This window comes from Pedobacter sp. AJM (assembly GCF_002197755.1).
GTDB lineage: Bacteria > Bacteroidota > Bacteroidia > Sphingobacteriales > Sphingobacteriaceae > Pedobacter.
This window is the reverse complement of record NZ_NHOT01000003.1, coordinates 1,137,740-1,162,291: the sequence shown is the minus strand read 5'-3', so window position 1 is coordinate 1,162,291 and position 24,552 is coordinate 1,137,740. Positions and strand designations below refer to the sequence as shown.

Sequence of the window (24,552 nt, the reverse complement as noted above, 5' to 3'; positions counted from 1 at the left end):
TATAAAAAACTTTTCAAAAATCAGGCCAGTACTTTAGTGGCATCATAACTGGCAAATTTTTCTGCCACTTCTTCCAAAATGCTATAAATGTTTTGAATATCAGGTTCTGCCACTAAACGCATGCGGTAAGGTTTAAAGTCAGGCAAGCCTTTAAAGTAATTGGCGTAATGCCTCCTCATTTCAAAAATTCCGGTTTTAGGACCTTTCCATTCCAACGATTTATCCAGATGTGTTCTGCATACTTCAATTCTTTCCTCAATGGTAGGGCCAGGTAAATGTTCTCCGGTTTTAAAAAAGTGCTTTACCTCTCTGAAAATCCATGGATAACCAATGGCAGCTCTGCCAATCATAATGCCATCTACCTCATATTCCATACGCCAGTTAGCGGCCTTTTCAGGGCTATCCACATCACCATTACCAAAAATCGGAATTTTAATTCTGGGATTACGCTTAATTTCCCGGATTAATGACCAGTCTGCTTCGCCCTTGTAAAGCTGTGCTCTTGTTCTGCCATGAATGGTTAAAGCTTGAATACCAACGTCCTGAAGTCGCTCAGCCACTTCATAAACATTTTTACTGTCATCATCCCAACCTAAGCGGGTTTTTACAGTAACTGGTAAATGTGAAGCCTTAACAACAGCCTCTGTCATTTTAACCATTTTATCAATATCCCGAAGCAAGCTTGAGCCGGCGCCTTTGCAAACCACATTTTTAACCGGGCAGCCATAGTTAATATCGACCAGATCTGGTCCTGCAGCCGACGCAATTTCCGAAGCTTCACGCATGTGGTCAATGTCACCTCCAAAAATCTGGATGCCTATCGGCCTTTCATACTCAAAAATGTCTAATTTCTGCCTGCTTTTTGCCGCATCACGAATTAAGCCTTCAGAAGAAATAAATTCAGTGTACATTAAATCCGCACCATTCTTTTTACATACATAACGAAATGGTGGATCACTCACATCCTCCATCGGGGCAAGCAATAATGGGAATTCACCTAAATCTATATTTCCTATCTTAACAGACATTTTCTATCTTCAACGATTAATAATACATACAAAAGTACAAATAATGAATTTTGTAACACCTAATAAGGAAGAAATCAATCCCTTTTTACAATTACTTTTACTTCTATTTTACGGAATTGCTGGCGGACTGGTTTTTGCGTTAATTGGATTAGTGATTGCCTTCTTAATGTATGGTACAAATTTGATTAGTAATGTAGATGCACTTTTAGCGGGTGAACCGTCATATCTGAATGGGTTGAAAGTCATGCAAATTTTTTCCTCAATAGGAACCTTTATTGTGCCAGGAATAGCCCTGGCCCTCACGGAGAAACAAAAGGTAGCTAAATTTTATGGGCTTGGTAAACCAAAATTTCCGCTGATTATTTTGGTTTTCCTGATTATGATCGCCAGTATGCCATTAATGGAATGGACAGTAATCTGGAACCAAAAGATGATCTTGCCTGAATTTTTAAAAGGAATTGAGCAATGGATGAAGGAGAAAGAAGATGCTGCGATGGGGATTACAATTAAACTCCTCACCGTAAGGAACAATTTCGATTTTGTAGTTAATTTAATCATGATTGCAGTTCTGCCTGCTATCGGTGAAGAACTGGTGTTTCGCGGAGGTGTGCAAAGATCACTAAACAGGGCTTTTAATAATCCGCACACTGCAATCTGGTTATCAGCCATTATTTTCAGTGCCATACATGTTCAGTTTTACGGCTTTATCCCACGGATGCTTTTAGGCGCAGGCTTTGGTTATTTATACTATTTTAGTGGTAGCCTTTGGTATGCTATGCTGGCGCATTTCATTAATAATGCATATGCTGTTTGCACTGCATTTTATATGCAAAAGCATAATATGCCAATGGATAAAGCAGATGAACCTATTGGATTTCCGTTGTATGGTTACTTAATTAGTGCAATAATTACCATAGCTTTGTTTAACTTTTTTAAAAACAAAGCAGAACGTGAGCGAAAACTGGATTAAAGTTTATACAACTTCCGATGCATTTGCAGCAGAGGTATTAAAACAAGGATTAACTGAGGCTGGTATTCCGGCGGTTACAATAAATAAGCAATTATCTGCCTACCATTTAGGTGAAATCCATGTGTTGGTGAGTAAGGACGATTTTAACAAGGCCATTGAATACATCGTTGAAAACGAAATTGAATAATAGTAATAAGACCTTAAGTTCTACACCTTTTACCCACTATCACAAATGAAAACAAGGGCAATAACCGCTTTCTTTTTTACTATTGTAATGTTAGGCTCCATCTTTTTAGGAAGTTATGCCTTCACCATATTTTATTTAGTATTAAGTATTTTATCTCTTTTTGAGTTTTATAAGCTAATTAAAAATTCAGGAATCCGGCCTCACCGTAATATTGGTTTAATTGCCGGAGCATTGATATTTTTGATGGCGGCTGGTTTGCATTATCTAAAATATGATGTTAAATATCTTCTGCTTTGTATTCCATTAGTTTTTTCTGTCTTTATCACAGAACTTTACAAGAAGAACAAAATTCCATTTGCCAATATCTCCTATACATTTGTAGGGTTTGTATATGTAACCATTCCTTTCTGTTTTTTCCACGCTTTAGGGTTTTTAAAAAACTGGAGTGAATACAATTTTCATTTTCCGCTGGCTTTTTTATTGATGCTTTGGGCTAATGATACGGGTGCCTATCTTTTTGGTGTAAAATATGGTAAGCGCAAATTATTTGAACGTCATTCCCCAAAGAAGAGTTGGGAAGGTTTTTTTGGGGGAATGTTTACCAGCGTTTTGGTAGCGTATGGTTTGTCATTTTTATTTACCGAAAATCCATCATGGGTTTGGGCTGGAATGGCCATATTAATAGCCAGCTTTGGCACACTCGGAGACCTGGTAGAATCTATGCTGAAGAGAAGTCTAGATACTAAAGATAGTGGTGGATTATTGCCCGGCCATGGTGGCTTGTTAGATCGTTTTGATGGGTTATTATTAGCCGCACCAGTGGTTTATGCTTATTTGTACCTGATTTTGTATTAAACCATTTGGATTTTATATAGTATAAACCATATAAGAAAAATATAAGGTTAATGGGTTTTACTATAGCACTTATATGGTAAAATAAAGCTTTATTTAATCACCTGAACTGGTTTTTTGTATTCATCAATCGCTACAAAGGTAAAATCGCCATGTACGGCCAACTCTCTTCCTTCTGCATACATTTGCTCAATGTAAATTTCTACATTCACCTTTAAACTGGTATTGCCTACATGATTTACTTTTCCTACCAATTCAATAATGGTTCCTGCCGGAATTGGTTTCTTAAAGTCGATTCTGTCGCTGCTTACGGTTACCATTATTTGCCTGCTGAATCTTGTAGCCGTGATAAATGCCACTTCGTCCATTAAATGCATGGCGGTACCACCAAAAAGGGTATCATAATGGTTTGTTGTATTTGGAAAAACGGCTTTAAAAATACTGGTTTTTGAATTTTCGATTCTTTCTTCTAAGGTCATGGGTTAAATATAAAGGGTGTAAAAAGCTTTGACAACTTTCTTTCTTAAAAAGTTGTCAAAGTAAGGTTTTATTTTAGAGAAAACGATCGTGTTTCTTTGCCTGATCGACCACACGGGTATGGTAAAAATGAATTAGTTTTGTGTGGCTGTGCTTAAAACATCTTCATTTTTACGCATTTCTTTAGCGGCTTCCACCATTTCGATCAGGGCTTTTTTGGTTTCAACCCACCACGGGTTTTTAATCCGCAATCTGGATTTACCCAAAGCTGATCTCCAGGAATAACAGCCTTCGCTTTTTTAAGTAAATGAACCATTTCTTCCCTTTTAGGTACGCGTGGAGAGTGAATATCATAAACTCCAGGGCCAATTTCATTCGGATATTTAAAGGTGGCAAAAGCATCTAAAAGCTCCATTTGGGATCTCGAAGTTTCAATAGTAATTACATCAGCATCCATATCTGCTATGTTTTGAATAATATCGTTAAATTCAGAGTAACACATGTGTGTATGAATTTGTGTTTCATCCTTAACACCGCTTGCAGAAATTTTAAAGGCATTTACAGCCCAGTTCAAATAAGTCTGCCAGTCTTTCTTCCTTAAAGGTAAACCTTCTCTGATAGCGGGCTCGTCAATCTGAATAATTTTAATCCCCGCATTTTCCAGGTCGACAACCTCATCCCTGATGGCCAATGCAATTTGCGTACAGGTTTCTGACCGTGGCTGATCATTACGCACAAAGGACCATTGTAAAATAGTTACTGGTCCGGTTAACATCCCTTTCATGTATTTGGATGTTAAAGTTTGCGCATACGATGTCCATTTCACTGTCATAGGCTCCGGGCGTGAAATATCACCATAAATTATGGGCGGTTTTACGCAACGGGAGCCATAGCTTTGTACCCAGCCATTTTTCGAGAAGGCAAAACCTTCCAGCTGCTCGCCAAAATATTCAACCATATCATTGCGTTCAAATTCACCATGTACCAGAACATCAAGGTCTATTTCCTCCTGCCATTTTACTGCCTTTGCAGTTTCTTCGGCTATAAGTGTATTGTATTCATCTTCCGTAAAAGTTCCATTTTTAAACTTAGCCCTCCAGCTTCTTACTTCTGCTGTTTGCGGAAATGAACCAATTGTTGTTGTAGAATACTTTGGTAAATTAAGTTGTTGCTGCTTAATTTTTCTCAGAGAAAAAGGACTTTTACGTTCTGAATCTTCAGTCTTTAAATTGGCTACGCGTTCTTTTACTATAGGATTGTGGATAGAGGTAGATGTTTTTCTGTTGTTTAAAGCCTTTTTGTTTTCCTCTAGTTTTTGCAGGGTAGATGCAGGGCCTTCGTTCAAGATCAGCTTTTTCAGGGTTACAATTTCGGTTACTTTCTGTTTAGCAAAAGCCAGCCATTGTTTTACTTCAGCAGTTAAATTTTCTTCATTGGTCTCATTTTCCAAATCAACCGGAGCATGGATTAAAGAACATGATGGTGCAATCCAGACACGTTCTGTGCCTATTTTCTCAATAGCTTGATTAATCACAGCGATGGAATGTTCAAAATCGTTTTTCCAGATGTTTCTACCATCTACAACACCTAATGAAAGGATGGTATTTTCTTTAAGTTGAGGCAATACCTCAGCCAGTTGATTTTCAGCCCTTACCAAATCTATGTGTAAAACATTTACCTGAAGTGATGTGGTTAACGCCAGGTTATTACCAAGACCTTCAAAGTATGTTGCAAGAACCAGCTTGATTCTTGGAAAGGCTTTCCGAATTTCCTTATAGGCATATTCATATGCTTTCTGTTCCTTTTCTGATAAATCTAAAGCCAGAAAAGGTTCATCAAATTGAATATATTCAACATCCAAAGCATCCAAACGGGCTAAAATTTCCAGATAAACAGGAAGCAGGTTTTTAATTAAATCAATCTTTTCGAAACCACTTTCTTTTTCTTTACCCAACAAAAGGTAAGTAACCGGGCCAATTAAAACCGGTTTTGTGATGATCCCCAGTTGCTTGGCCTCATAAAATTCATCAATTATTTTGGTGGAGAAAAGTTTGAAAGGTTGTTCTTTATGAAATTCAGGAACAATATAATGGTAGTTGGTGTCGAACCATTTGGTCATTTCCATAGCAACCACATCCAGCCCATCTTTCTGATAGCCCCTGGCCATGGCGAAATAGAGATCCAGCTCAGTGTTTCCCTTTTTTAAAATCACTTCGTTATACCTCTTCGGAATGGCACCAAAAGTTAACGAATGATCCAGCACATGATCATAGAAAGAGAAATCATTCGAAGGAATGAGGTTAATTCCGGTTTCCTGCTGAAGTTTCCAATTCTCGTGGCGGATGTTTTTTCCTACCTGAAGTACATTTTTGTAGCCCGTTTTACCTGCCCAGTAATTTTCGCAGATTTTCTTTAATTCGCGGTGGCTACCAATTCGCGGATAGCCTAGGTTTTGCGTTAGCATTTCTTTTAAAGATTAAGTAAATAAATCGTTTAAAAGTCCTCAAGCAATATTCTATAATGATTTCTGTAAAAAATGAAAAGGAAAGGCAGGGGCATATAAAACCCACTCATCAGCCAAAAGCTTAAAGCAAATTTTAATAATGGTTAATTTTATTGTGAACCTATCAGACCTGACCTGTTGCTTTTTTACGCGAAAGCACCGTCAATTTGATATCTGGCAGGTCTCCTGACTTATTCCCGGTTTTATCGCCTTCCCATCCCGAAAAACAGAACAGTGGCATTATTGATAAAACCGTTGTCTTTATTTTAAAAGACAGAATTTACAGTTGCGCGACAGCTCGTGATTTGCACACGATTCCCTTTTAATCTACAGCTAAGTAAAACCGATATCGGTTGATGAAAAATAAAGTTAAGAACTTGCATCAATACAAATGTATTTATTAACACGCAGTAATTGTAACAGGAAACAAATATTATTCTGTTTTCAAAATATAAAAGTCAAAAAAACTTAGCTATTTTTTGGTAAAAGATGTCGTGTAACAAATTTACGGCACTCTGTTTTTACATTCTTTTCGCTATTATATTTGAGCATCCAACAAACCAACCTAAACTATGATTAAAATGCAATTTAGAAAGCTATTCCTGGCTTTTCTAATCGTAAACGGCAGTGCTTTTGCGCAGGAAGTACCTTCTCCAAAATCACATTTTGGTTTTGATATCGGCGATAATTACCAGTTGGCTACCTATACGCAAACCGAGGCTTACTTTAAAAAATTAGCCGAAACATCTAAGCGTGTGAAACTGGTTGATATTGGCAAAACTGAAGAGGGAAGAAATCAGTATATGCTGATTGTTTCTTCACCTGAGAACCTTCAAAAGCTGGATCGTTACAAAGAAATTTCGCAACAGCTTGCCCATGCAGAAATTACAACTGAGCAGGCAAAAGCACTATCTCGGGAAGGAAAGGCAGTGGTTTGGATTGATGGTGGTTTACATGCAACTGAAACCGTTGGTGCACATCAGTTGATTCAAACTGCTTATGAATTTGCTTCTAAAACGGATCCTGAAACCACTAAAATTCTTGAAAATGTAATTATTTTATTTACCCATGCCAATCCTGATGGGCAGGAATTGGTGAGTAACTGGTACATGCGTGAAAAAGATCCTGCAAAGAGAGTGTTATCTGGTTTACCTGTTCTTTATGAAAAATATGCCGGGCACGATAATAACCGGGATTTTTTTATGCTGAATTTGAAGGAAAGCCAAAACATTGGTAGACAGCTTTTTGTAGAATGGATTCCGCAGATTATGTATAACCATCATCAGGCAGGCCCTGCCGGAACTGTTGTCGCTGGGCCACCCTATCGCGATCCTTTCAATTATGTTTTCGATGCTACACTCTTAACCAGTTTAGATGCGGTTGGGGCGGCCATGCATACCAGATTAAATGTAGAAGGAAAGCCTGGTTATACACAACGTGGAGGTTCAGTGTTTTCAACCTGGTATAATGGTGGGTTGAGGACAACCACTTATTTTCATAATATGGTTGGTTTACTGACGGAGATTGTTGGTAGTCCGACACCATCAGAAATCCCGTTAGTACCTTCAAGGTTATTGCCAAACAGTGATTCACCTAACCCGGTTACTCCCCGGAAATGGTTTTTTAAAAACTCCATTGACTATTCTGTTTCTCTAAATTACGCTGTATTAAATTATGCGCAGCGACATGCAGACGAATTGCTTTTTAATATTTATCAAATGGGCAGAAATTCAATTGAAAAAGGTAAGAAGGATACCTGGTCTTTTTCACCTAAAAAGATTGAAGCCATTAATGCGGCAGCAAAAAAAGGCGGATCGAATACTGCAGATGTTGGTGAGTATGATTTTGGCTCCAGACAAATGATGAGTGTAAAATATTTTGATACCGTGATGAAGGCACCGGCAAACAGAGATGCAAGAGGGTATATCCTATCTGCTGATCAGGCTGATTTTAATACGGCGATCAAATTTTTGAATGCGCTGATAAGAACAGGAATTATTGTGCACAAAGCAACTGCTCCATTTACTGTTGCCGGGAAAAAATATCCTACCGGGAGTTATGTGGTTAAAACTGACCAAGCTTTTAGGCCACATGTATTAGATATGTTTGAGCCACAAGATCACCCGAATGATTTCAAATATGAAGGTGGTGCCCCTATACCACCCTATGATGCTGCCGGATGGACATTGGCTTATTTAATGGACGTAAAATTCGACCGTATCCAGGATGATTTTAGCGGACCATTTGAAAAAAATCCATATGGTAAGTTACTGGTTCCTGAAAATAAGCTCACTGGAAAAAGTTATATATTAAGTGCTGCACAAAATGATTCTTATACCGCTGTTAATGATCTATTGAAAAATAAAGTAGAGGTTTACCGTTCGAAGGAAAACGGAGATTTTTATGTTTCTTCTGCCGGAAAATCTGTTTTGGAAAAGGCGAATGTGAAATTAAAATCTGCGACTATTCCAAAAGATAAAACGAAAATTTCTGCTTCAAGAATTGCCTTATGGGATAATTATGGTGGATCAATGGCATCCGGTTGGATGCGTTTTATTATGGAGCAGTATCATTACCATGCTACCGTTATTTATCCGCAGGATATTGATGCAGGAAGTTTAAAATCTAAATATGATGTAATTATTTTCGTTGGTGGCGCAATTCCGGCACTACAGGGTGGTGGCTTCGGCTCAAGAGCTTTCGGGCCTAAAGCAGAAGATATTCCTTTGGCATACAGAAATCGTTTAGGTAGGATTACCGCAGATAAATCTATACCTCAATTAAAGCAATTCTTAGAAGAAGGGGGAAATATTGTAACCATTGGCAGCAGTACAAATCTGGCTTATCATTTAAACTTACCAGTTCGCAACGCCATAATGGAGATTGTAAATGGCGAAGAAAAGAAACTCCCGGCAGAGAAATATTATGTACCTGGAAGTGTTCTGCAGGTTGAATTAGATCCCAAACAACCTGCTAACTGGGGAATGGAAAATGATGCGGATGTGTATTTTGATAATAGTCCGGTTTTTAAATTAACTGGAGATGCCATTACCGCTGGAAAAATTAAACCATTGATGTGGTTTAAATCTGCTGCACCTTTGCGCAGCGGTTGGGCCTGGGGTCAGGCTTATTTGCAGGATGGTGTAACAGCTTTTGAGGCAAATGTAGGAAAAGGAAAGTTACTGGCTTTTGGTCCGGAAATAGCCTTTAGGGCACAAACCCATGGAACCTTTAAATTGATTTTTAATCAGTTGTATAAATAGAAAATTGATTGAGCAGATCGGTATCCTTTATATTGTGGGCCTTTTTACTTTCTGCTTACTAAGCATTCTTATAAAGTAGTTATTTTTATTTCATGAAAGTAGAAATCTGGTCGGATGTAATGTGTCCGTTTTGCTATATTGGTAAGCGTCATTTTGAGCAGGCCATAGAAAAATTGCCTTTTAAAAATGAGATCACGGTAGATTGGAAAAGTTATCAGCTAAATCCTGAATATCACAATACAAACAATGAAACGGTGTACGATTACCTTTCTAGAAGTAAAGGAATGCCGATTGAACAGGCAAAGCAAATGACGAAACAAGTTGCTGATATGGCTGCAAATGCAGGTTTAAAACTCGATTTTGATGCAAATATTCCGGCTAATACTTTTAATGCACACAGACTAATTCATTTGGCCGCCAAACACGGTTTGCAAGATCAGGCTGAAGAAAAATTGTTTGAAGCTCATTTTATAAATAGTCAGAACATTGATGATTTATCAGTTTTGATAGATCTTGCTGAGGAAATAGGTTTAGAAAAGGCCGAGGTAGAAGAGGTTTTAAAAGGAGATCAATTTAGCGAAGCTGTTCGTTATGATATTTATGAAAGCCAGAATTTAGGCATTCGTGGTGTTCCTTATTTTGTGATGGATAGAAAATATGGGATTTCCGGAGCACAACCTGTGGAAGCTTTTACTGATGCGCTTACCCAAAGTTTTACAGAATGGAAAGCCACTCAGCCTAAAACTACGCTTACTTCATTAAATAAAAATGATGATGCCATTTGCGATGAAAATGGATGTGAAATATAGGTTTGTTTCCCGCAGATTACACTGATCAATGTAGATTTTTCTGCGTAAATCATTTTGATCTGCGGGAATATTATGAACCTCTTCATGTTGAATTTACTTCAGCATCTATTAATAAATTAGATTACGCTCAGGATGATGATTGATTAAGTAATTACGCTTAATTTACTGCTGCTGATTTTTCAAAGGCGTTAACAGATATTCCAAGCCATTCACCCGTATTTCGAACATGGTAGCCATTAAATCGCCTAATTTGCCTTTCGGAAAGCCTTTGTCTTTATACCAGAGCAGGTAGCTTTCGGGGATATTGCAGATTAGATAGCCTTTATACTTGCCATAAGGCATTTGCATTTTGACTAAATCGAGTAATAAGGTAGGATCCATTAAAGTATAAAATCTAAATAGTTTTCTTTGTTAATGATAGAAAATGAGGCGTGTGGATAGTTTTTAGCAAAAAAACCAGGTATTTTCTTTTTTTGATTACTCCATTTAAAGTCTACTGCCACCATCTCTCCATTTTTAGTTTCAATTAAATCAATTTCCTGCTGGTCATATGTTCTCCAGAAATAATACTGAGCACCCTGTTGTTCGTAGTTGGTTTTTTTAATCCGTTCACTAAACCCATAGTTTTCCCATAAAATACCCTGATCATTCCGAAGTGATAATAATCTAAAATCATTGATAATTGCATTCCGGATACCATTATCGTAAAAATACCATTTCGAAGATTTGGTAACCTCTTTACGGAGGTTGTTGCTATATCCGCCAATTTTATAAATAATAAATACCTTCGAAAGCAAATCAAGATAACGGTCAACAGTATTTTTGCTGATTCCTAATGATCTGGAAAGCTCATCTATTGAAACCTCTGAACCAATTTGCAGGGCAATAAGCTTTAACAGATCAAATAGTTTATTACTGTTTTGAATGTTTTCATAGATCAAAATATCCTTTAACAAATATGATTTTACTAATTCTGTTAGGTATTGAGATTTTTCTGCCAACGTTTCCAATTGAAATATTTCAGGATATGAACCAAAAATCAACCGCTCTTCCAGATTTTGAGCAGTTTGTAAGCCATTTTCACCTGGTGCTAATTCTAATTGCGCAATCGGATACAAATAGTAGGTTATACTTCTGCCTGTAAGCGGTTCACCGGTTTGATTAGAGAGGTCAAATGCTGATGAACCACTCGCTATAATCGTCAAATCTTTAAAGCTGTCAATTAGCAACTTTAAAATTTTGCCAATGTCAGGAATCACCTGTGCTTCATCAATGACCAATAATTTACTATTTCCTAAAATTCTTTTATAGTTAGCTGTAGTTCTGGTAGCAAGTAAGGTTTGAATATCCTGATCCTCTCCGTTTAAAAAAATATATTCAATATTTGCTTCAGCGGTGATTTGTTCAATCAGCCATGTTTTGCCAACCCTTCTTGTTCCGAAAAGTAAAATCACTTTATTCTTTCCTATTTTATGGAGAATTGTTGATTTTAAATATCTGGAAATTTGACTTTGCATAATCCAAATATAGGTAAATTTTGTTAATTCAGTCAGTCGGCTGACTGAATTAACGTTAATTCAGTCAGTCGGCTGACTGAATTAACGTTTTTAATCAATGAGTTCTAAAGTTTGAATGGCTTCTTCAACCGTACTTACGTTATCAAATGCAATGCGCAAAGTATTTTTAACTTCTTTCAAGTTGCACATTCTTGGGTGATTCTGAGCGAAAGTTAAAATTCTGGTAAAAGTATTGGAGTCAAAATACTTCGATTGTTTATCACTTAAGAAATACCCTCGCAGGCTATTTTTCTTAAAGCTAATTTTCTCGAAGCCAAGTTTCTTTCCAAACCATTGCAAACGCACCACACTTAACATGGTTTTTACCTGTGGCGGAACCGGACCAAAACGATCGGCTAAATGTTTTTCAAAAATGGCCAGTTCAGTTTCATTGCTTAATTTAGAAAGCTCTGTATATAGGTTATAACGTTCAGTAATATTGGTAATGTAGGCATCAGGAATATATAGCTCCAAGTCTGTATCTACCTGCGTAAAGCCAACAAATGGCCGTTCTGGCTCATTCTCAAACAAGCCTTTAAATTCTGCTTCTTTCAGTTCCTGAATGGCTTCATCTAAAATTTTATGGTACATTTCAAAACCAATTTCGGCGATAAAACCACTTTGTTCAGCCCCTAGTAAGTTTCCGCTACCGCGAATATCCAAATCGCGCATGGCAACATTAAATCCACTCCCCAGGTCAGAAAATTCTTCAATTGCGCTTAAGCGTTTTCTGGCTTCAGAAGTTAAGGTAGAAAGCGGTGGTGACAATAAGTAGCAGAAAGCCTTTTTATTGCTCCTGCCTACACGTCCACGCATCTGGTGTAAATCGCTCAGGCCAAACATGTGTGCATGATTGATGATGATGGTATTGGCATTCGGAATGTCCAACCCTGCCTCAATAATTGTGGTTGCAACCAAAACATCTTTTTCACCATTGATAAAATCAAGCATTACATCTTCCAGCGCATCGCCATCTAATTTTCCATGGGCAATACCAATTCTGGCTTTTGGTACAAGTTTTTGAATCATTCCGCCCAGTTGCATTAAATCATTTACACGATTGTGAATGAAGAAAACCTGTCCGCCGCGGTCTAATTCAAACTGAACAGCTTCCTGAATCAATTTATCATTAAAAACATGAAGCTCGGTACTTACCGGTTGGCGGTTTGGCGGTGGCGTGCTGATGATGGATAAATCCCTAGCGCCCATTAATGAAAAGTGTAGTGTTCTTGGAATTGGTGTAGCAGTTAGCGTTAAAGTATCTACATTTACACGAACGGCTTTTAAACGCTCTTTCGCAGTTACGCCAAATTTCTGTTCTTCATCAATAATCATGATGCCCAGGTCTTTGAACTTCACATCCTTACTCAGTAAACGATGGGTACCAATCAGAATATCAACCTTGCCGGCTGCGGCTTCTGCCAGTGTATCTTTGATCTGTTTATTGGTCTTAAAACGGTTAATATAATCTACCGTAACCGGAAAATCCTTCAACCTTGAAGAGAAAGTTTTAAAATGTTGCAACGCTAAAATGGTGGTAGGAACTAGGATAGCAGCCTGCTTCCCTTCTGCAACTGCTTTAAATGCTGCACGAACAGCAATTTCTGTTTTTCCAAAACCCACATCACCACAAACTAAACGATCCATCGGATGTGGTGCTTCCATATCCTTTTTCACATCCTGGGTAGCTTTGAGCTGATCGGGCGTATCTTCATAAATAAATGAAGCCTCTAGTTCAGTTTGTAAATAACCATCGGGAGAGAAAGCGGTTCCGGCCTGTGTTTTTCGCAATGCATAAAGCTTAATCAGATCGCGGGCAATGTCTTTAACTTTTTTTTTTGTGGTTTTTTTGAGCTTGTCCCAGGCGTCAGTACCGAGTTTATTCATTTTTGGTACACCACTCTCCTTTCCGCTGTATTTGGCAATACGGTTGAGTGAGTTAATGTTCACATAAAGCAAATCATTATCGGCATAGATTAAACGAATCATTTCCTGCGTTTTGCCATTTACTTCCACCTTTTCTAATCCGGCATATTTTCCAATACCATGATCAATATGGGTAACATAATCACCAGATTTTAACTCGCGTAAATCTTTAAGTGTAATGGCCTGACTTTTCTGATAACCCTTTTTAAGCTTGTATTTATAGTAACGGTCAAAAATCTGATGATCGGTATAAAAAGCCGTTTGAATTTGAGGATCAACAAAGCCTTCGCGCAACATGCTGTTAATCGGTGTGAATTTAGCCGATTTATCTATGTCATCCAAAATGGCATATAAACGTTCAATTTGTTTCGGAGAATCAGTAAAAATAAAATTGACAATCCCTTCTTTTTCATTTTCTTTGAGGTTATGAATCAGTAAGTTAAAATCCTTATTAAATGATGGCTGCGGTTTGGTTTCAAACTCAAACCGATCGTCTGTTTTATAAAAAAACTGCTTCCCAAATTCCACTAAAGGAAAGTCATGCAAATGATCGCCCAAAAGTTTTTCATCACTGAAAGCAAATTTTGGATCAATCCATTCGGGATTCTGATTTTTATCTGCCAGTGGAAGTGCCTTCCAAAGTTCTACGGCTTTTTTATAACCGGCTTTTACAATATCTAGGGTAAACTCTACATCTTTAAGCCAAAGCTGTGTATCCCGATCGATATAATCGAGGATGCTGATGTTACTTTCGGTTAAGAATTTAGCTTGTACATTTGGAACAATGGTAAGCGATTTAACACTATTTACCGAAAGCTGACTTTCAATTTCAAAGCTGCGGATACTTTCTACCTCATCGCCAAAAAACTCAATCCGGAAAGGTAAATCTGAAGAAAAAGAAAAGATATCTACAATACCACCACGGATAGAGAATTGCCCGGGCTCATAAACAAAATCACGCCTGTCGAAATCATAATCGATTAAAAATTCATTAATAAAATCAATGCCCAGTTTAGCACCGAGGCTAATTTCCAATGTGTTTTTCTCTAACGCAGAGCGATCAATCACCTTTTCGGCGATGGCTTCTGGATAGGAAACCACAATTTTTCCATACTCCGAATCGTGGTTAAGTTCATTTAGTACTTCCGCACGAGCCAATACATTGGCGGTATCTACCTGGGTAAAATCAAAAGATTTACGGTATGATGAAGGAAATAATAAAACCTGTTTATCCAAAACGCTCTCCAGGTCAGATTGAAAATAAGCTGCCTCCTCCCTATCCGGAAGAATAAAAAGTATGGGTTTATGAAGTAAAAAGTAAGAAGAAAGTGCTACAATGGCGTCGGCAGAACCTACCAATCCCTTTAATTGTATCTTCGGGCTTTTAGTACTATTTAACGCTTTGGTAAACGCTGTTACCCGATCGTCGGTTTTATATCTGTTTATTAAATCACGAATGTTCAAGGCACAAAAATAAGCTTAATCTTTAATATTAACCCGCAATTTTGTTAAAGGTTTTTTAAGTTTGTGCAAGTTTGTTCGGGTGCAGGTACGGATTCGTCGGATTATATCTGCAGTTTGTCGAATAGGCACCCATCCGTGTAACAAAGCAAGTTTCAAATCCTCTAAAATACATAAATTGAAAGCATGAAATACATTAAAAACTTCCCGTTAGAACTCATGTTCTGGGTGATGGCTTTAGTGTTACTGGCAACAGCAAATGGTCATGAGCATCACTTTACACTTTGTCCGTTGGCTAATTTAGGCTACCAGGGCTGGTGTCCGGGATGTGGATTGGGCAGGTCAATCAGCCATATTTTTCATGGCGATTTTGCCGAAAGTTTCGCTGAACATTGGTTCGGATTTCCGGCACTTTTAATTATAGTTTATAGAATATATATATTAATCAGAAATAAGAGAAAATTTAAAACTTTAACCTTAAATACATAGAAACCATGGATATATTTCAATCACCTTTAATGTCGTTACCAGGTATAACGCCAGAAGAATATGCCTATTTGCAACAAGCCACAACAGGCTTAAATGAACAACAGCTCCGCAATTTTTTAATGATTTACGGCAGCAGAAGAAAACAACCATCAGAAATTTTATTACTGGCCTTAATCGGTTTTGTAGGCTTCGCCGGAATACACAGATTCGTCATCGGACAAATCGGAATGGGTATTTTATACTTCTTTACTGGTGGTTTGTGTATGATTGGAACCATTGTAGATGTAATTAACCATAAAAGCCTGGCATTTGAATACAACCAGAAAGCGGTTTTCGAAAGTTTACAAATGGTAAGAATGGGTGGCGGATTTCAATAAACATCGAGAAATCCCGGCAGAAATTCAAAGTCCGCATCCGAAGAAAAATCGGTTTTGCGGACTTTTCGTTTTTTGTCAGGTTCTAAAATATTTTACTTTCAAACAGAAACCCTAAAATTTCTATATTTATACCATGAGATTATCAGAAATAACGAATTACCTGGAAAGCATTGCCCCTTTGAATTATCAGGAAGACTATGATAATGCGGGATTAATTGTTGGCGATCCTAAAATGGAGATTCGTGCTGCCCTGGTTGCTTTAGATTGCATCGAATCCATTGTAGATGAAGCTATTTCTACAGGCTGTAACCTGATCATTACCCATCATCCCATCATTTTTAAAGGCCTGAAAAAACTTAATGGTAAAAACTATGTAGAACGCGTTGTGCTTAAGGCCATCAAAAATAATATTGCCTTATATGCCATTCATACCAATCTTGACAGCATTCATACCGGCGTCAATGCCCGAATTTGTGAACGTTTAGGCCTAACGGGAACGAAGGTGCTTTCGCCTAAAACAGGCTTATTAAAAAAACTGGTGACTTATTGTCCACATGCACAGGCAGAGCAATTGCGGTCGGCATTGTTTTATGCCGGTGCGGGAAACATTGGAAACTATAGCGAGTGCAGCTTTAATGCCGATGGTTTTGGAACATTCAAAGGAAATGAAGATGCCGATCCGTTTGTTGGAGAAAAAGGTATTCGTCACCGCGAACCGGAAGTGCGGATTGAAATGGTTTATCCCACACAAGCGGAAAGAAAAATTTTAGTGGCGTTATTTGAAAATCACCCTTATGAAGAGGTGGCTTACGATATTTACCAGCTTGAGAACAAACATCAACTGGTTGGTTCTGGCATGATGGGCTGGCTGGAGTACGATATGGATGGCTATGATTTTTTGCATTTGGTAAAGGATCGTATGCAGGCTAAAGTAGTTAGGCACACGGAAGTAATTGGAAAAAGAATTAAAAAAGTGGCTGTATGCGGTGGTTCGGGGAGTTTCCTTTTAAAGGAGGCGATTGCTGCCGGGGCCGATGCTTTTATCACTGCAGATTTTAAATATCATGAGTTTTTTGATGCAGAAGAAAAAATCATCATTGCCGACATCGGACACTTTGAAACTGAACAATTTACATCCAATTTATTGCTTGAAATTATTCAGAAAAAATTTACTAACTTTGCAATCCGTTTAACGGAGCAAAATACAAACCCCATAAATTACTTGTTTTAATGGAACAAACCGTAGAACAAAAGCTAAAAGCTTTATACGAATTACAAAATATCCACACTAAAATTGATAAAATCCGTCAGGTACGTGGCGAGTTACCGATGGAAGTTGCCGACTTAGAAGATGATGTTCTAGGATTAGAAACCAGAATTTCAAAAATTAAGGCCGAACTTGATGACCTGGAAGATTCTATCGTAACGCGTAAAAACACAATAAAAGACGCCCAGTCTGCCATCAAAAAATACGATACTCAATTAAAAGAAGTTAAAAACAACCGTGAATACGATGCTTTAACCAAAGAGATTGAGATTCAAGGTTTAGATATTCAGGTTTCTGAGAAAAAAATTAAGGAACACGGTTTTGAAATTACTTCTAAAACAGAAATCTATGAAGCTGCAAAAGCAGAATTGGAAGGAAGGAAAAAAGATTTAGAAGTTAAAAAGAGCGAACTTGACGTAATCACTGCTGAAACTGAAAAAGAAGAACAGGATTTACAAAAGAAAGCGGATAAAGCAGAGCCTCAAATTGAGGAGCGTTTATTGGTGGCTTACAAACGTTTGCGCAAAAACGCAGTTAACGGTTTGGCTGTTGTAACCATCGATCGTGATTCATGCTCAGGATGCTTTAACCAGATTCCTCCTCAACGTCAGCTGGATATCCGTCAACGTAAGAAAATTATCGTTTGCGAGCACTGTGGCCGTATATTGGTTGATGAGGCTTTAACACATGAAGTTGCAGAAGGCTAATCAGCACCTTTAATAAAGATTATAAAAACGTCCCGAGAATATCGGGGCGTTTTTTATTTTATACGCAAAACAAGAATAACATTTCAACGTTTAGTTCTTATTTAAGTTTACACGATCCAAACATCAATTCATCCAAACGTATATCATATCAAATGACTAAGACACAGCGTTTCATTATTCTTTCTGCTCTGTTAATATTTCCGTCTACCTCTCTATTTGCGAACTTTGATTTTAACAGCAATTGTCTGAAGGCGTATAAAAGTATTTTTGAACTAAAACTGGGTAATGCCAGGGCTTACATCTCTACCGAAAAAAAACAGCACCCCAATAATTCCATTATTCCACTGCTGGAAAACTATGTTGATTATTTTACACTGGTTACATCAGAAAGCAAAGCTGATTTTGATCGGCTTAAGGGTAATAAATCTGTACGTTTAGATCAAATTAGTGACGATGACAAAAAATCACCATATTATCTTTATGCACAGGCTGAAATAAATTTACAATGGGCTTTAATTCGGGGCCGTTTTGGAGAGTTTTTTAATGCGGCGATGGAAGTGAAGAAAGCCAATAGCTACCTTCAGGAAAACGCCAGGAAATTCCCGGATTTTCAACTCAACTTTAAAGGTCTCGGTTTAATCAATGCCGTTTTAGGAAATCTGCCCGATGGTGCATTAAAGACAGCCTTATCTGCTTTTGGTATTAAAGGAAACCTTGAAACAGGGCTGAATATGTTTGAAAAACTTGCAGATAATCTGCCTAAATCTACCTATGAGCCATTTTATGATGAAGTGGTTTTTTATTATGCTTACGTACTTAGTGATGTGGCCCATAGTCCGTCTGCTTATGCCAAAACAATGAAATATACGGAGCGCATCGCAGATACCAGTCTTTTAAAAAGCTATCTACAAGGTTATGTTTGTTTGAAAAATGCACATAACGACGAAGCCATTCAAATTTTAGCTAAAAAGCCGGAAAGCGGGGTTTATCAGTCCTTTCCTTATCTTGATTATCTGGAGGGTCTCGCTCATCTCAATAAATTAGATCTTAATGCGGGTATTTATTTTAACCGCTTTTTACAGTCGAATAAGGGAGTGAATTATATTAAAGATGCCAATCTTCATCTTGCATGGATTTCGCTTTTAAAAGGTGATAAAGCCGGGTATAATACATTTGTGGCTAAAGCTATAAACAACGGTTACCTCTTTACGGAAAAAGATAAGCAAGCTAAAAATGAGGCAGCGGCACCTTTGCCACCTGTTGATCTCCTGAAAACCAGGTTATTATTTGATGGAGGATACTTAACCAAAGCCCTGCAGGTACTGGCTGACAGGCAAACCGCAGATTATGCAAGTGAAAAAGACAAAGCTGAATTTAATTATCGATTAGGCAGGGTTTATGATGGGTTAAATAAAGATGATCAGGCATTGGTTTATTACCAATCCGCCATTAACCAGGGTAAAGGCTTAAAGTATTATTTCGCGGCAAATTCTGCCGTGCAAATGGGCAAAATTTATGAGAAAAAGAAGAATGCTGTAAAAGCAAAAGAGGCTTTCAATACGGCCATAGCCATGAAAAATCACGAATATGAAAACAGCATTGAAAGCCAGGCGAAAGCAGGTTTAAAAAGGCTGGCTAATTAAAACCGATATACAAATGCATTAATGTGCATTCCTGCACCCACTGAAGCGAAAACGGCAACGTCTCCTGCTTTAACTTTATATCCTTTAACCTCCTCTTTTAAAACCAGATCCAGCAAGGTAGGCACGGTGGCAACGGAACTGTTGCCTAACCACGAAATGGTCATAGGTACCAGGTTTTCCGGAACGGTATCTTTGCCATAAAGTTTAAATAAACGTTTCATTATGGCGGTATCCATTTTGCCATTTGCCTGGTGAACAAATACAATGTTTACATCTTCTACACTTAATCCGGCCTTATCAATAGCCTTTTTGATGACTTGCGGAACCTGAACGACAGCAAATTCATATAATTTACGACCATTCATCTTCAAATAGTAATTGCCATTTGTTTCTTCCGGATGTGCGCCTTTGCCCATCGTGAGTAAATTACCATAGTTAACAGCATGGGTTTCTGTTTTATGTGCGATGATCCCTTTCTTTTGCGTCTCTTCTTCTTTTCCTTCAAAAATGACTGCACCTGCACCATCTGAAAAAATCATACTATCACGGTCGTGTGGATCAATGATTCTGCTCAACGTTTCTGCACCAATTACCATTACCTTTTTGGCATCTCCGCTTTTAATAAAATAATCGGCCTGTATAGCACCCTGTACCCAACCCGGACAGCCAAAGATGATGTCATAAGCAACACAATCTGGATTTAAAATCCCCAGCTGTTGTTTTACCTTTGCAGCGAGTGACGGCAAAATATCTGTTCTGTTGCTGCCTAATGGAATGTCTCCGAAGTTATGACAAAAGATAATGTAGTCTAATGTTTCCTTATCAATACCTGCATTTTCAATGGCCTTTTCTGCAGCTTTTGCGCCAATATGATTGCTTAACAGCTCTTCACCAACGTATCTTCGTTCTATGATTTCTGTAATCTCAGAGAACTTGTGAATAATCTCTGCAGGATCTTTATCAATACGATTTCCGTTCTCAAAAAAAGTCGAATTCAGGAATTCGTTACCAGAAATTATATGGTCAGGAATATAACTTCCCGTACCGGTTATTACTGTATTTATTACTTTGCTCATAAATTATAATACCGCATACTAAAACGGTATGTAGTATAAAAATATCAATTATATTCGAATTTGGAAAATAAATAAATTTTTAGCGTTGCTTATTTTCGAGTGCAAACTTTAATAATCCGCTTTTACCAGTCACATTTAACTTCTGGGCCATATTTTTACGGTGTGTATCAACAGTATTTAAACTAATAAATAATTTTTGGGCAATCTGCATGGAGGTGTAATCTTCACGGATGAGCTGGAGTATTTCCATCTCTCTGGAGGTAAGGTTATGCCTTTTTTGAAATTGATCATCAATGTTATAAACTGCGTTGGATTGTACAATGGTTTTTACTTTATTAAAGTGCTTTTCGCCATTCTGAATGCCCGTAAGAATTTTGAATAAGGTTTCGGCATCGGTATCCTTCTGAACAAAGGCCTTTACGCCTATTTCTTCGAGCTTAGTGGCCAGTTTTGTTGTATGATACATCGAGAGTACCATGATTTTAACAGCTGGAAATAATTGCCTGATCTTTTCAGAAGCCGTTTCGCCATCCATAACAGGCATATTTAAATCGATGATTAAAATATCCGGCAAATGGTGATTGAGCAGGTGCAGCATTTCCTTGCCGTTGGCAGCTGTACCGATGATTTTAAATTGAGCCTGTGTAGAAAGGATGGCCGATAATCCTTCGGCAAATAGTTTATGGTCATCGGCAATCATTAAGGTAATGTGGTCTTTTTCCATGCTTATTAGGAATTTAATGGAATATCAATGCTGGTGGTGGTGCCTTTTGGATTGCTGTCAATCTGTATTCTACCATTCAGATATTTGACCCGCGAGCGGATGTTTTGTAAACCAAGTCCGTTTTTATCGGTTTCCGGATTAAAACCGATGCCATTATCTTCTGCCATAATATTGATTCTGTCATCAAATGATAAGATTTGTATGGTCGCCATGGAAGCACAGGAATGCCTGATGATGTTGTTGATCAGTTCATTTACCATCCGGTAAATGGTAATTTCCATTGCACTATGGATAGGATGCTCCACCTGAAATATAAAATCAAAAACTATTTTACCAGAATGGTTAAGGCTTTTGAAATGTTCATTCAGGGTTTCAATTAAGCCTGCATGTTCAAAATTTTTAGGCATCAGGTTATGTGAAATGGCCCTGAGGTCTATACAGGCTTTTTCAATCATGCCAATGGTTTGATCATAGAAGGAACGTTCTGCTTCAGTGAGCTGAAGCGCTTTGCGCTGAAAAGCGGTGATGTTGAGTTTGATGATGGACAGCGTGCCACCCAGATCATCATGGAGATCTCTGGCCAAACGGCTTCGTTCATCTTCCTGCGCATTGAAAATACCATCTGCAAGTTCTATCTGGTGTTTGCTCTTTTCTTCCAGCAGTACCTCCTTTTCCTTTTTTAAAAAATTGTAGCGTTGTGTAAGGGCAAAGGATAAAAAAATAATCTCTGCCGTTAAACCCACCACAAGTCCGTTGGGCTTGAAAAGATTAAAATTGGTAATGCCTAAAGTGTTAAACACATAGTTAAACACCCCAAATAAAAGCATTATGGTAGCGGTGAGGTAATACCAGCCCAGTGTATAACCGGCCTTAATTCTTTCTGTTACGCAGATGACGATAATGATAACGGTGAGCAGTGCCAAAAGGTTGTTGATGTAAAAAACCGTTTTTTCAAGAAGTATAAACGATTTAAACAGCATGAACACCGGGATGACAGACATCATCCAGCAGAAGCGTTTATAGAGATTTGTAAACCTGAATAGGCGGCTGTTGGACTGGTTCTGATTGATGAAAAGCTGCATCACCTGGATTAATAAACCACAGCTCAGGGAAGCCATAATTAAGCGCATATAATCCTGCAGACCAGGCAAATCGGGGTAAAACCACTGAAAAGCCAGTCCTTCTTCTTCCAGGATAAAAATCAGCGTACAAAAAATATATAGCGCATAATATAAATGAATGCGATCTCTGACGGAGGCGAATAATAACAGGTTAAAAATGACAGCAAAAATGAAAACCCCGGTATAAAATCCAAATAAAGTATGTTGCGGGATTTCCGCCTGGATAATATTGATATCGCGGCCGATCGACATGGGCATATACATATTCTGCCCGCGTTTATCTGCCCACAGGAAAAAGGTAGCCTTTTCATGTGCAGTCAATATGATCGGATAAATGAAGCTGCGGTTTTGGTAAGGTCTTTTTTTAAACGGAAAATGATCTCCGGTTAAGCCAAGAGGATGAATTTTCCCGCTTTCATCCTGTTTATAAAGTTGTAACCTGTTGACGCTTGAGCTGTGTTCTTTAAACATCAGGTGAACGGCCTGATCTAAAGTATTTACGACATCAAAAGCAATCCAGAAATAGGATTGGGTATAGCCCTTGCTAAAAACTTTTCCCGGGGTAAGTGGCGTGAGCTTACGGGCATTCTTGTATCGCACAATAGAATCAATGGTCAGGTTCAAATGCTTGTCTTCATAAAAATAACCATGTTTGCTGATACTGAACTTAAGGGCAGTATCAATTAAAATTGGATTTCCTGTTTGGGCAGAACATAAGCGTAGGGAAAGAAAAAAAAGTAAAATCAGATTGAATAAATTTTTATTCATCGTTGGAGCGTTTGTTAGTAAAAATATAAAATTAAAAATGCATTTGCTCATCAGGCATAAAGTTTCCCTTATTTTATATCTAACCTCATATAAGTGTTAAACATTTAAATATAAATCGGTTATGAATATTTGAATATACCGGATAGCGGGTATATGCGGGATGGATGGCTTGGTATTACTTTTACTGAATCTCAAACAATCTAAAAAACGCAAATCATGAAAAAACGCTTAACCGTATTGTTTTATTGCCTGCTTATTGGTCAATCTTTCGGCCAGTCAAATGGCAAAAGCACCGATATTATCGGACAGTCCTTTGTAACCAAAACCAATATTTCAGTAAAAGTTTATGATCCGATAAACAATAAAATTGATACGAGCCTATCTTTTTTATTAAAAAACGACACAAAATTTCATATATACGAAATAGTAGAAAATGGTTATATAATATCAGTGTGGAATTATAGTATTGATTCAAACAAAGTAAAATTCTATAATCAGTTAACTGAAAATAGATCAAAAGACAGGAATGCGACGAAATCGTTTAATAGAAATAAAAATAACACAGGAGGTTCCAAGAATGTTGATTCGGCTTATAGAATATTCAAATCTGATATTGGAATTGACACGGCACAAATAAAAAATAAGTCCTTACATAATTTTAAATATAAAAATTTGGCCTATGTTGATTCTTGGGGGAATAACATGCAGTTTTTTATTTCGCTTAAAGACTTTAATGATAAATGTGAATCTATCTACCCGCATAAAAAAGGATTTACCTGGGGTTTTTTAACATTACCGATTAAGGCTAGATTTGGCAATTCGAAGGCACCATTTACTTTTGAAGAAAAGATAAATTTTGGAATATCTGCGGGTATAAGATGGCAGCATGTTAATAGGGTATATTCTGCCAGCAATTTGCTAGGAGGCGTATCAGTAGGTGGTGTTAAACTTGACAAAGACAATTCTGCTTCTGCGCTGTCTTTTTCCGCAGGATATATGTATCAATATGACAAGTTCCAGATAGGGCTGTTTACAGGCGTGGACTTTATTGATAAATCTGCTACTGAAGTCAGCTGGGGATACCAGGGAAAGCCATGGGTAGGTTTTGCCATTGGATTTAGCTTGTTTGGCCAGGGTAATCCAACCGTAGCTGGAGAACAAAGTCAGAAATAATCCATTGAAAACTATTTATCCGGTTATGAAAAAAATAACGCTTCTTATTCTATCACTATCTTGTTTTATACAAATTAAAGCACAAGATTCCACGCGCTATCTGAATCTTAGGTTCATAGACTTTTATCGTCAAAACCATCCATTATCTTATTTTGCGCCACTAGGAGAGTTAGGC

General features: G+C 37.7%; 20 protein-coding genes and 1 riboswitch. Of the genes, 11 read left to right on the top strand and 9 right to left on the bottom strand.

Annotated elements, in window-relative coordinates:
• Nucleotides 1-20: 20 nt before the first annotated feature.
• Nucleotides 21-1,028 carry a tRNA dihydrouridine synthase DusB gene (dusB, locus tag CBW18_RS10765; RefSeq protein ID WP_088301274.1) on the bottom strand — a complete coding sequence of 336 codons (1,008 nt, stop codon included), beginning with the start codon at nt 1,026-1,028 and terminating at the stop codon, nt 21-23.
• A 43-nt stretch (nt 1,029-1,071) separates the two neighbouring features.
• On the opposite strand from dusB, the gene CBW18_RS10760 reads away from it, so the two are divergent.
• The 3 genes from CBW18_RS10760 to CBW18_RS10750 are packed head-to-tail and all read left to right on the top strand — an operon-like array spanning nt 1,072 to nt 3,040.
• Nucleotides 1,072-1,998, top strand: a complete 927-nt coding sequence (locus CBW18_RS10760; RefSeq protein ID WP_088301273.1) for a CPBP family intramembrane glutamic endopeptidase — start codon at nt 1,072-1,074, stop codon at nt 1,996-1,998.
• On the top strand, nt 1,979-2,185 hold the full coding sequence (locus CBW18_RS10755; RefSeq protein WP_088301272.1) for a putative signal transducing protein: 207 nt from the start codon (nt 1,979-1,981) through the stop codon (nt 2,183-2,185). Before CBW18_RS10760 ends, CBW18_RS10755 begins: the two co-directional genes overlap by 20 nt.
• A 45-nt stretch (nt 2,186-2,230) precedes the next feature.
• Nucleotides 2,231-3,040 (top strand): phosphatidate cytidylyltransferase, encoded by an 810-nt coding sequence (locus tag CBW18_RS10750; RefSeq protein WP_088301271.1) that lies wholly within the window; start codon nt 2,231-2,233, stop codon nt 3,038-3,040.
• 89 nt (nt 3,041-3,129) lie between these two features.
• Here CBW18_RS10750 and CBW18_RS10745 read toward each other — a convergent pair whose 3' ends face one another.
• Together CBW18_RS10745 and metE are read right to left on the bottom strand one after the other, a co-directional pair.
• Nucleotides 3,130-3,516: an acyl-CoA thioesterase gene (locus CBW18_RS10745; RefSeq protein ID WP_088301270.1), complete on the bottom strand. Its 387-nt coding sequence runs from the start codon at nt 3,514-3,516 to the stop codon at nt 3,130-3,132.
• Between the two features lie 203 nt (nt 3,517-3,719).
• The gene (gene metE, locus CBW18_RS10740; protein WP_371566697.1) at nt 3,720-5,978 is read right to left on the bottom strand and encodes a 5-methyltetrahydropteroyltriglutamate--homocysteine S-methyltransferase; all 2,259 of its coding nucleotides are present in this window, start codon (nt 5,976-5,978) and stop codon (nt 3,720-3,722) included.
• 197 nt (nt 5,979-6,175) lie between these two features.
• Nucleotides 6,176-6,380: riboswitch (cobalamin riboswitch) on the bottom strand.
• Nucleotides 6,381-6,598: 218 nt separating this feature from the next.
• Between metE and CBW18_RS10735 the strand changes: the two genes are divergently transcribed.
• Together CBW18_RS10735 and CBW18_RS10730 are read left to right on the top strand one after the other, a co-directional pair.
• Nucleotides 6,599-9,280 carry a M14 metallopeptidase family protein gene (locus CBW18_RS10735; protein WP_253249005.1) on the top strand — a complete coding sequence of 894 codons (2,682 nt, stop codon included), beginning with the start codon at nt 6,599-6,601 and terminating at the stop codon, nt 9,278-9,280.
• A 92-nt stretch (nt 9,281-9,372) separates the two neighbouring features.
• Nucleotides 9,373-10,089 carry a DsbA family protein gene (locus tag CBW18_RS10730; protein ID WP_088301268.1) on the top strand — a complete coding sequence of 239 codons (717 nt, stop codon included), beginning with the start codon at nt 9,373-9,375 and terminating at the stop codon, nt 10,087-10,089.
• A gap of 162 nt (nt 10,090-10,251) precedes the next feature.
• Here the strand turns inward: CBW18_RS10730 and CBW18_RS10725 are convergent, their stop codons facing one another.
• The 3 genes from CBW18_RS10725 to mfd form a co-directional block, all read right to left on the bottom strand.
• Nucleotides 10,252-10,470, bottom strand: a complete 219-nt coding sequence (locus CBW18_RS10725) for a DUF3820 family protein (protein WP_029281561.1) — start codon at nt 10,468-10,470, stop codon at nt 10,252-10,254.
• Nucleotides 10,470-11,606: an ATP-binding protein gene (locus CBW18_RS10720; protein WP_088301267.1), complete on the bottom strand. Its 1,137-nt coding sequence runs from the start codon at nt 11,604-11,606 to the stop codon at nt 10,470-10,472. The genes CBW18_RS10725 and CBW18_RS10720 overlap by 1 nt, the downstream gene beginning before the upstream one ends.
• 90 nt (nt 11,607-11,696) lie before the next feature.
• A complete protein-coding gene (mfd, locus tag CBW18_RS10715; RefSeq protein WP_088301266.1) occupies nt 11,697-15,035 on the bottom strand; it encodes a transcription-repair coupling factor in 3,339 nt (1,112 codons plus the stop codon).
• A 183-nt stretch (nt 15,036-15,218) separates the two neighbouring features.
• On the opposite strand from mfd, the gene CBW18_RS10710 reads away from it, so the two are divergent.
• The 5 genes from CBW18_RS10710 to CBW18_RS10690 all read left to right on the top strand — a co-directional run bounded on the left by CBW18_RS10710 (nt 15,219) and on the right by CBW18_RS10690 (nt 19,515).
• Nucleotides 15,219-15,521: a DUF2752 domain-containing protein gene (locus CBW18_RS10710; RefSeq protein ID WP_088301265.1), complete on the top strand. Its 303-nt coding sequence runs from the start codon at nt 15,219-15,221 to the stop codon at nt 15,519-15,521.
• 5 nt (nt 15,522-15,526) lie between these two features.
• Nucleotides 15,527-15,898: a TM2 domain-containing protein gene (locus CBW18_RS10705; RefSeq protein WP_029281553.1), complete on the top strand. Its 372-nt coding sequence runs from the start codon at nt 15,527-15,529 to the stop codon at nt 15,896-15,898.
• Nucleotides 15,899-16,031: 133 nt separating this feature from the next.
• Nucleotides 16,032-17,129, top strand: coding sequence for a Nif3-like dinuclear metal center hexameric protein (locus CBW18_RS10700; protein WP_088301264.1), 1,098 nt, complete (start codon nt 16,032-16,034; stop codon nt 17,127-17,129).
• A complete protein-coding gene (locus CBW18_RS10695; RefSeq protein ID WP_088301263.1) occupies nt 17,129-17,872 on the top strand; it encodes a zinc ribbon domain-containing protein in 744 nt (247 codons plus the stop codon). Before CBW18_RS10700 ends, CBW18_RS10695 begins: the two co-directional genes overlap by 1 nt.
• A 152-nt stretch (nt 17,873-18,024) precedes the next feature.
• Entirely contained in the window at nt 18,025-19,515 is a 1,491-nt protein-coding gene (locus CBW18_RS10690) for a tol-pal system YbgF family protein (protein ID WP_088301262.1), read from the top strand.
• Here the strand turns inward: CBW18_RS10690 and CBW18_RS10685 are convergent.
• The 3 genes from CBW18_RS10685 to CBW18_RS10675 form a co-directional block, all read right to left on the bottom strand.
• On the bottom strand, nt 19,512-20,591 hold the full coding sequence (locus CBW18_RS10685) for a 3-oxoacyl-ACP synthase III family protein (protein ID WP_088301261.1): 1,080 nt from the start codon (nt 20,589-20,591) through the stop codon (nt 19,512-19,514). The genes CBW18_RS10690 and CBW18_RS10685 overlap by 4 nt on opposite strands.
• A 79-nt stretch (nt 20,592-20,670) precedes the next feature.
• Complete coding sequence (locus tag CBW18_RS10680; RefSeq protein ID WP_088301260.1) at nt 20,671-21,315, bottom strand: response regulator transcription factor; 645 nt, start codon at nt 21,313-21,315, stop codon at nt 20,671-20,673.
• Nucleotides 21,316-21,320: 5 nt separating this feature from the next.
• A complete protein-coding gene (locus tag CBW18_RS10675; RefSeq protein WP_088301259.1) occupies nt 21,321-23,204 on the bottom strand; it encodes a 7TM diverse intracellular signaling domain-containing protein in 1,884 nt (627 codons plus the stop codon).
• Between the two features lie 216 nt (nt 23,205-23,420).
• Here CBW18_RS10675 and CBW18_RS10670 point away from each other — a divergent pair, with 216 nt between their 5' ends.
• Nucleotides 23,421-24,377, top strand: a complete 957-nt coding sequence (locus CBW18_RS10670; protein ID WP_088301258.1) for a hypothetical protein — start codon at nt 23,421-23,423, stop codon at nt 24,375-24,377.
• Nucleotides 24,378-24,552: the final 175 nt, after the last annotated feature.

Coding starts and splice junctions, on each gene's coding strand:
- CBW18_RS10675 (WP_088301259.1), bottom strand. CDS start 23,204: ATGAATAAAAATTTATTCAATCTGATTTTACTTTTTTTTCTTTCCCTA.
- CBW18_RS10725 (WP_029281561.1), bottom strand. CDS start 10,470: ATGGATCCTACCTTATTACTCGATTTAGTCAAAATGCAAATGCCTTAT.
- CBW18_RS10710 (WP_088301265.1), top strand. CDS start 15,219: ATGAAATACATTAAAAACTTCCCGTTAGAACTCATGTTCTGGGTGATG.
- CBW18_RS10745 (WP_088301270.1), bottom strand. CDS start 3,516: ATGACCTTAGAAGAAAGAATCGAAAATTCAAAAACCAGTATTTTTAAA.
- CBW18_RS10735 (WP_253249005.1), top strand. CDS start 6,599: ATGCAATTTAGAAAGCTATTCCTGGCTTTTCTAATCGTAAACGGCAGT.
- dusB (WP_088301274.1), bottom strand. CDS start 1,028: ATGTCTGTTAAGATAGGAAATATAGATTTAGGTGAATTCCCATTATTG.
- CBW18_RS10750 (WP_088301271.1), top strand. CDS start 2,231: ATGAAAACAAGGGCAATAACCGCTTTCTTTTTTACTATTGTAATGTTA.
- CBW18_RS10670 (WP_088301258.1), top strand. CDS start 23,421: ATGAAAAAACGCTTAACCGTATTGTTTTATTGCCTGCTTATTGGTCAA.
- CBW18_RS10760 (WP_088301273.1), top strand. CDS start 1,072: ATGAATTTTGTAACACCTAATAAGGAAGAAATCAATCCCTTTTTACAA.
- CBW18_RS10700 (WP_088301264.1), top strand. CDS start 16,032: ATGAGATTATCAGAAATAACGAATTACCTGGAAAGCATTGCCCCTTTG.
- CBW18_RS10690 (WP_088301262.1), top strand. CDS start 18,025: ATGACTAAGACACAGCGTTTCATTATTCTTTCTGCTCTGTTAATATTT.
- CBW18_RS10720 (WP_088301267.1), bottom strand. CDS start 11,606: ATGCAAAGTCAAATTTCCAGATATTTAAAATCAACAATTCTCCATAAA.
- CBW18_RS10685 (WP_088301261.1), bottom strand. CDS start 20,591: ATGAGCAAAGTAATAAATACAGTAATAACCGGTACGGGAAGTTATATT.
- CBW18_RS10705 (WP_029281553.1), top strand. CDS start 15,527: ATGGATATATTTCAATCACCTTTAATGTCGTTACCAGGTATAACGCCA.
- CBW18_RS10730 (WP_088301268.1), top strand. CDS start 9,373: ATGAAAGTAGAAATCTGGTCGGATGTAATGTGTCCGTTTTGCTATATT.
- CBW18_RS10695 (WP_088301263.1), top strand. CDS start 17,129: ATGGAACAAACCGTAGAACAAAAGCTAAAAGCTTTATACGAATTACAA.
- metE (WP_371566697.1), bottom strand. CDS start 5,978: ATGCTAACGCAAAACCTAGGCTATCCGCGAATTGGTAGCCACCGCGAA.
- CBW18_RS10680 (WP_088301260.1), bottom strand. CDS start 21,315: ATGGAAAAAGACCACATTACCTTAATGATTGCCGATGACCATAAACTA.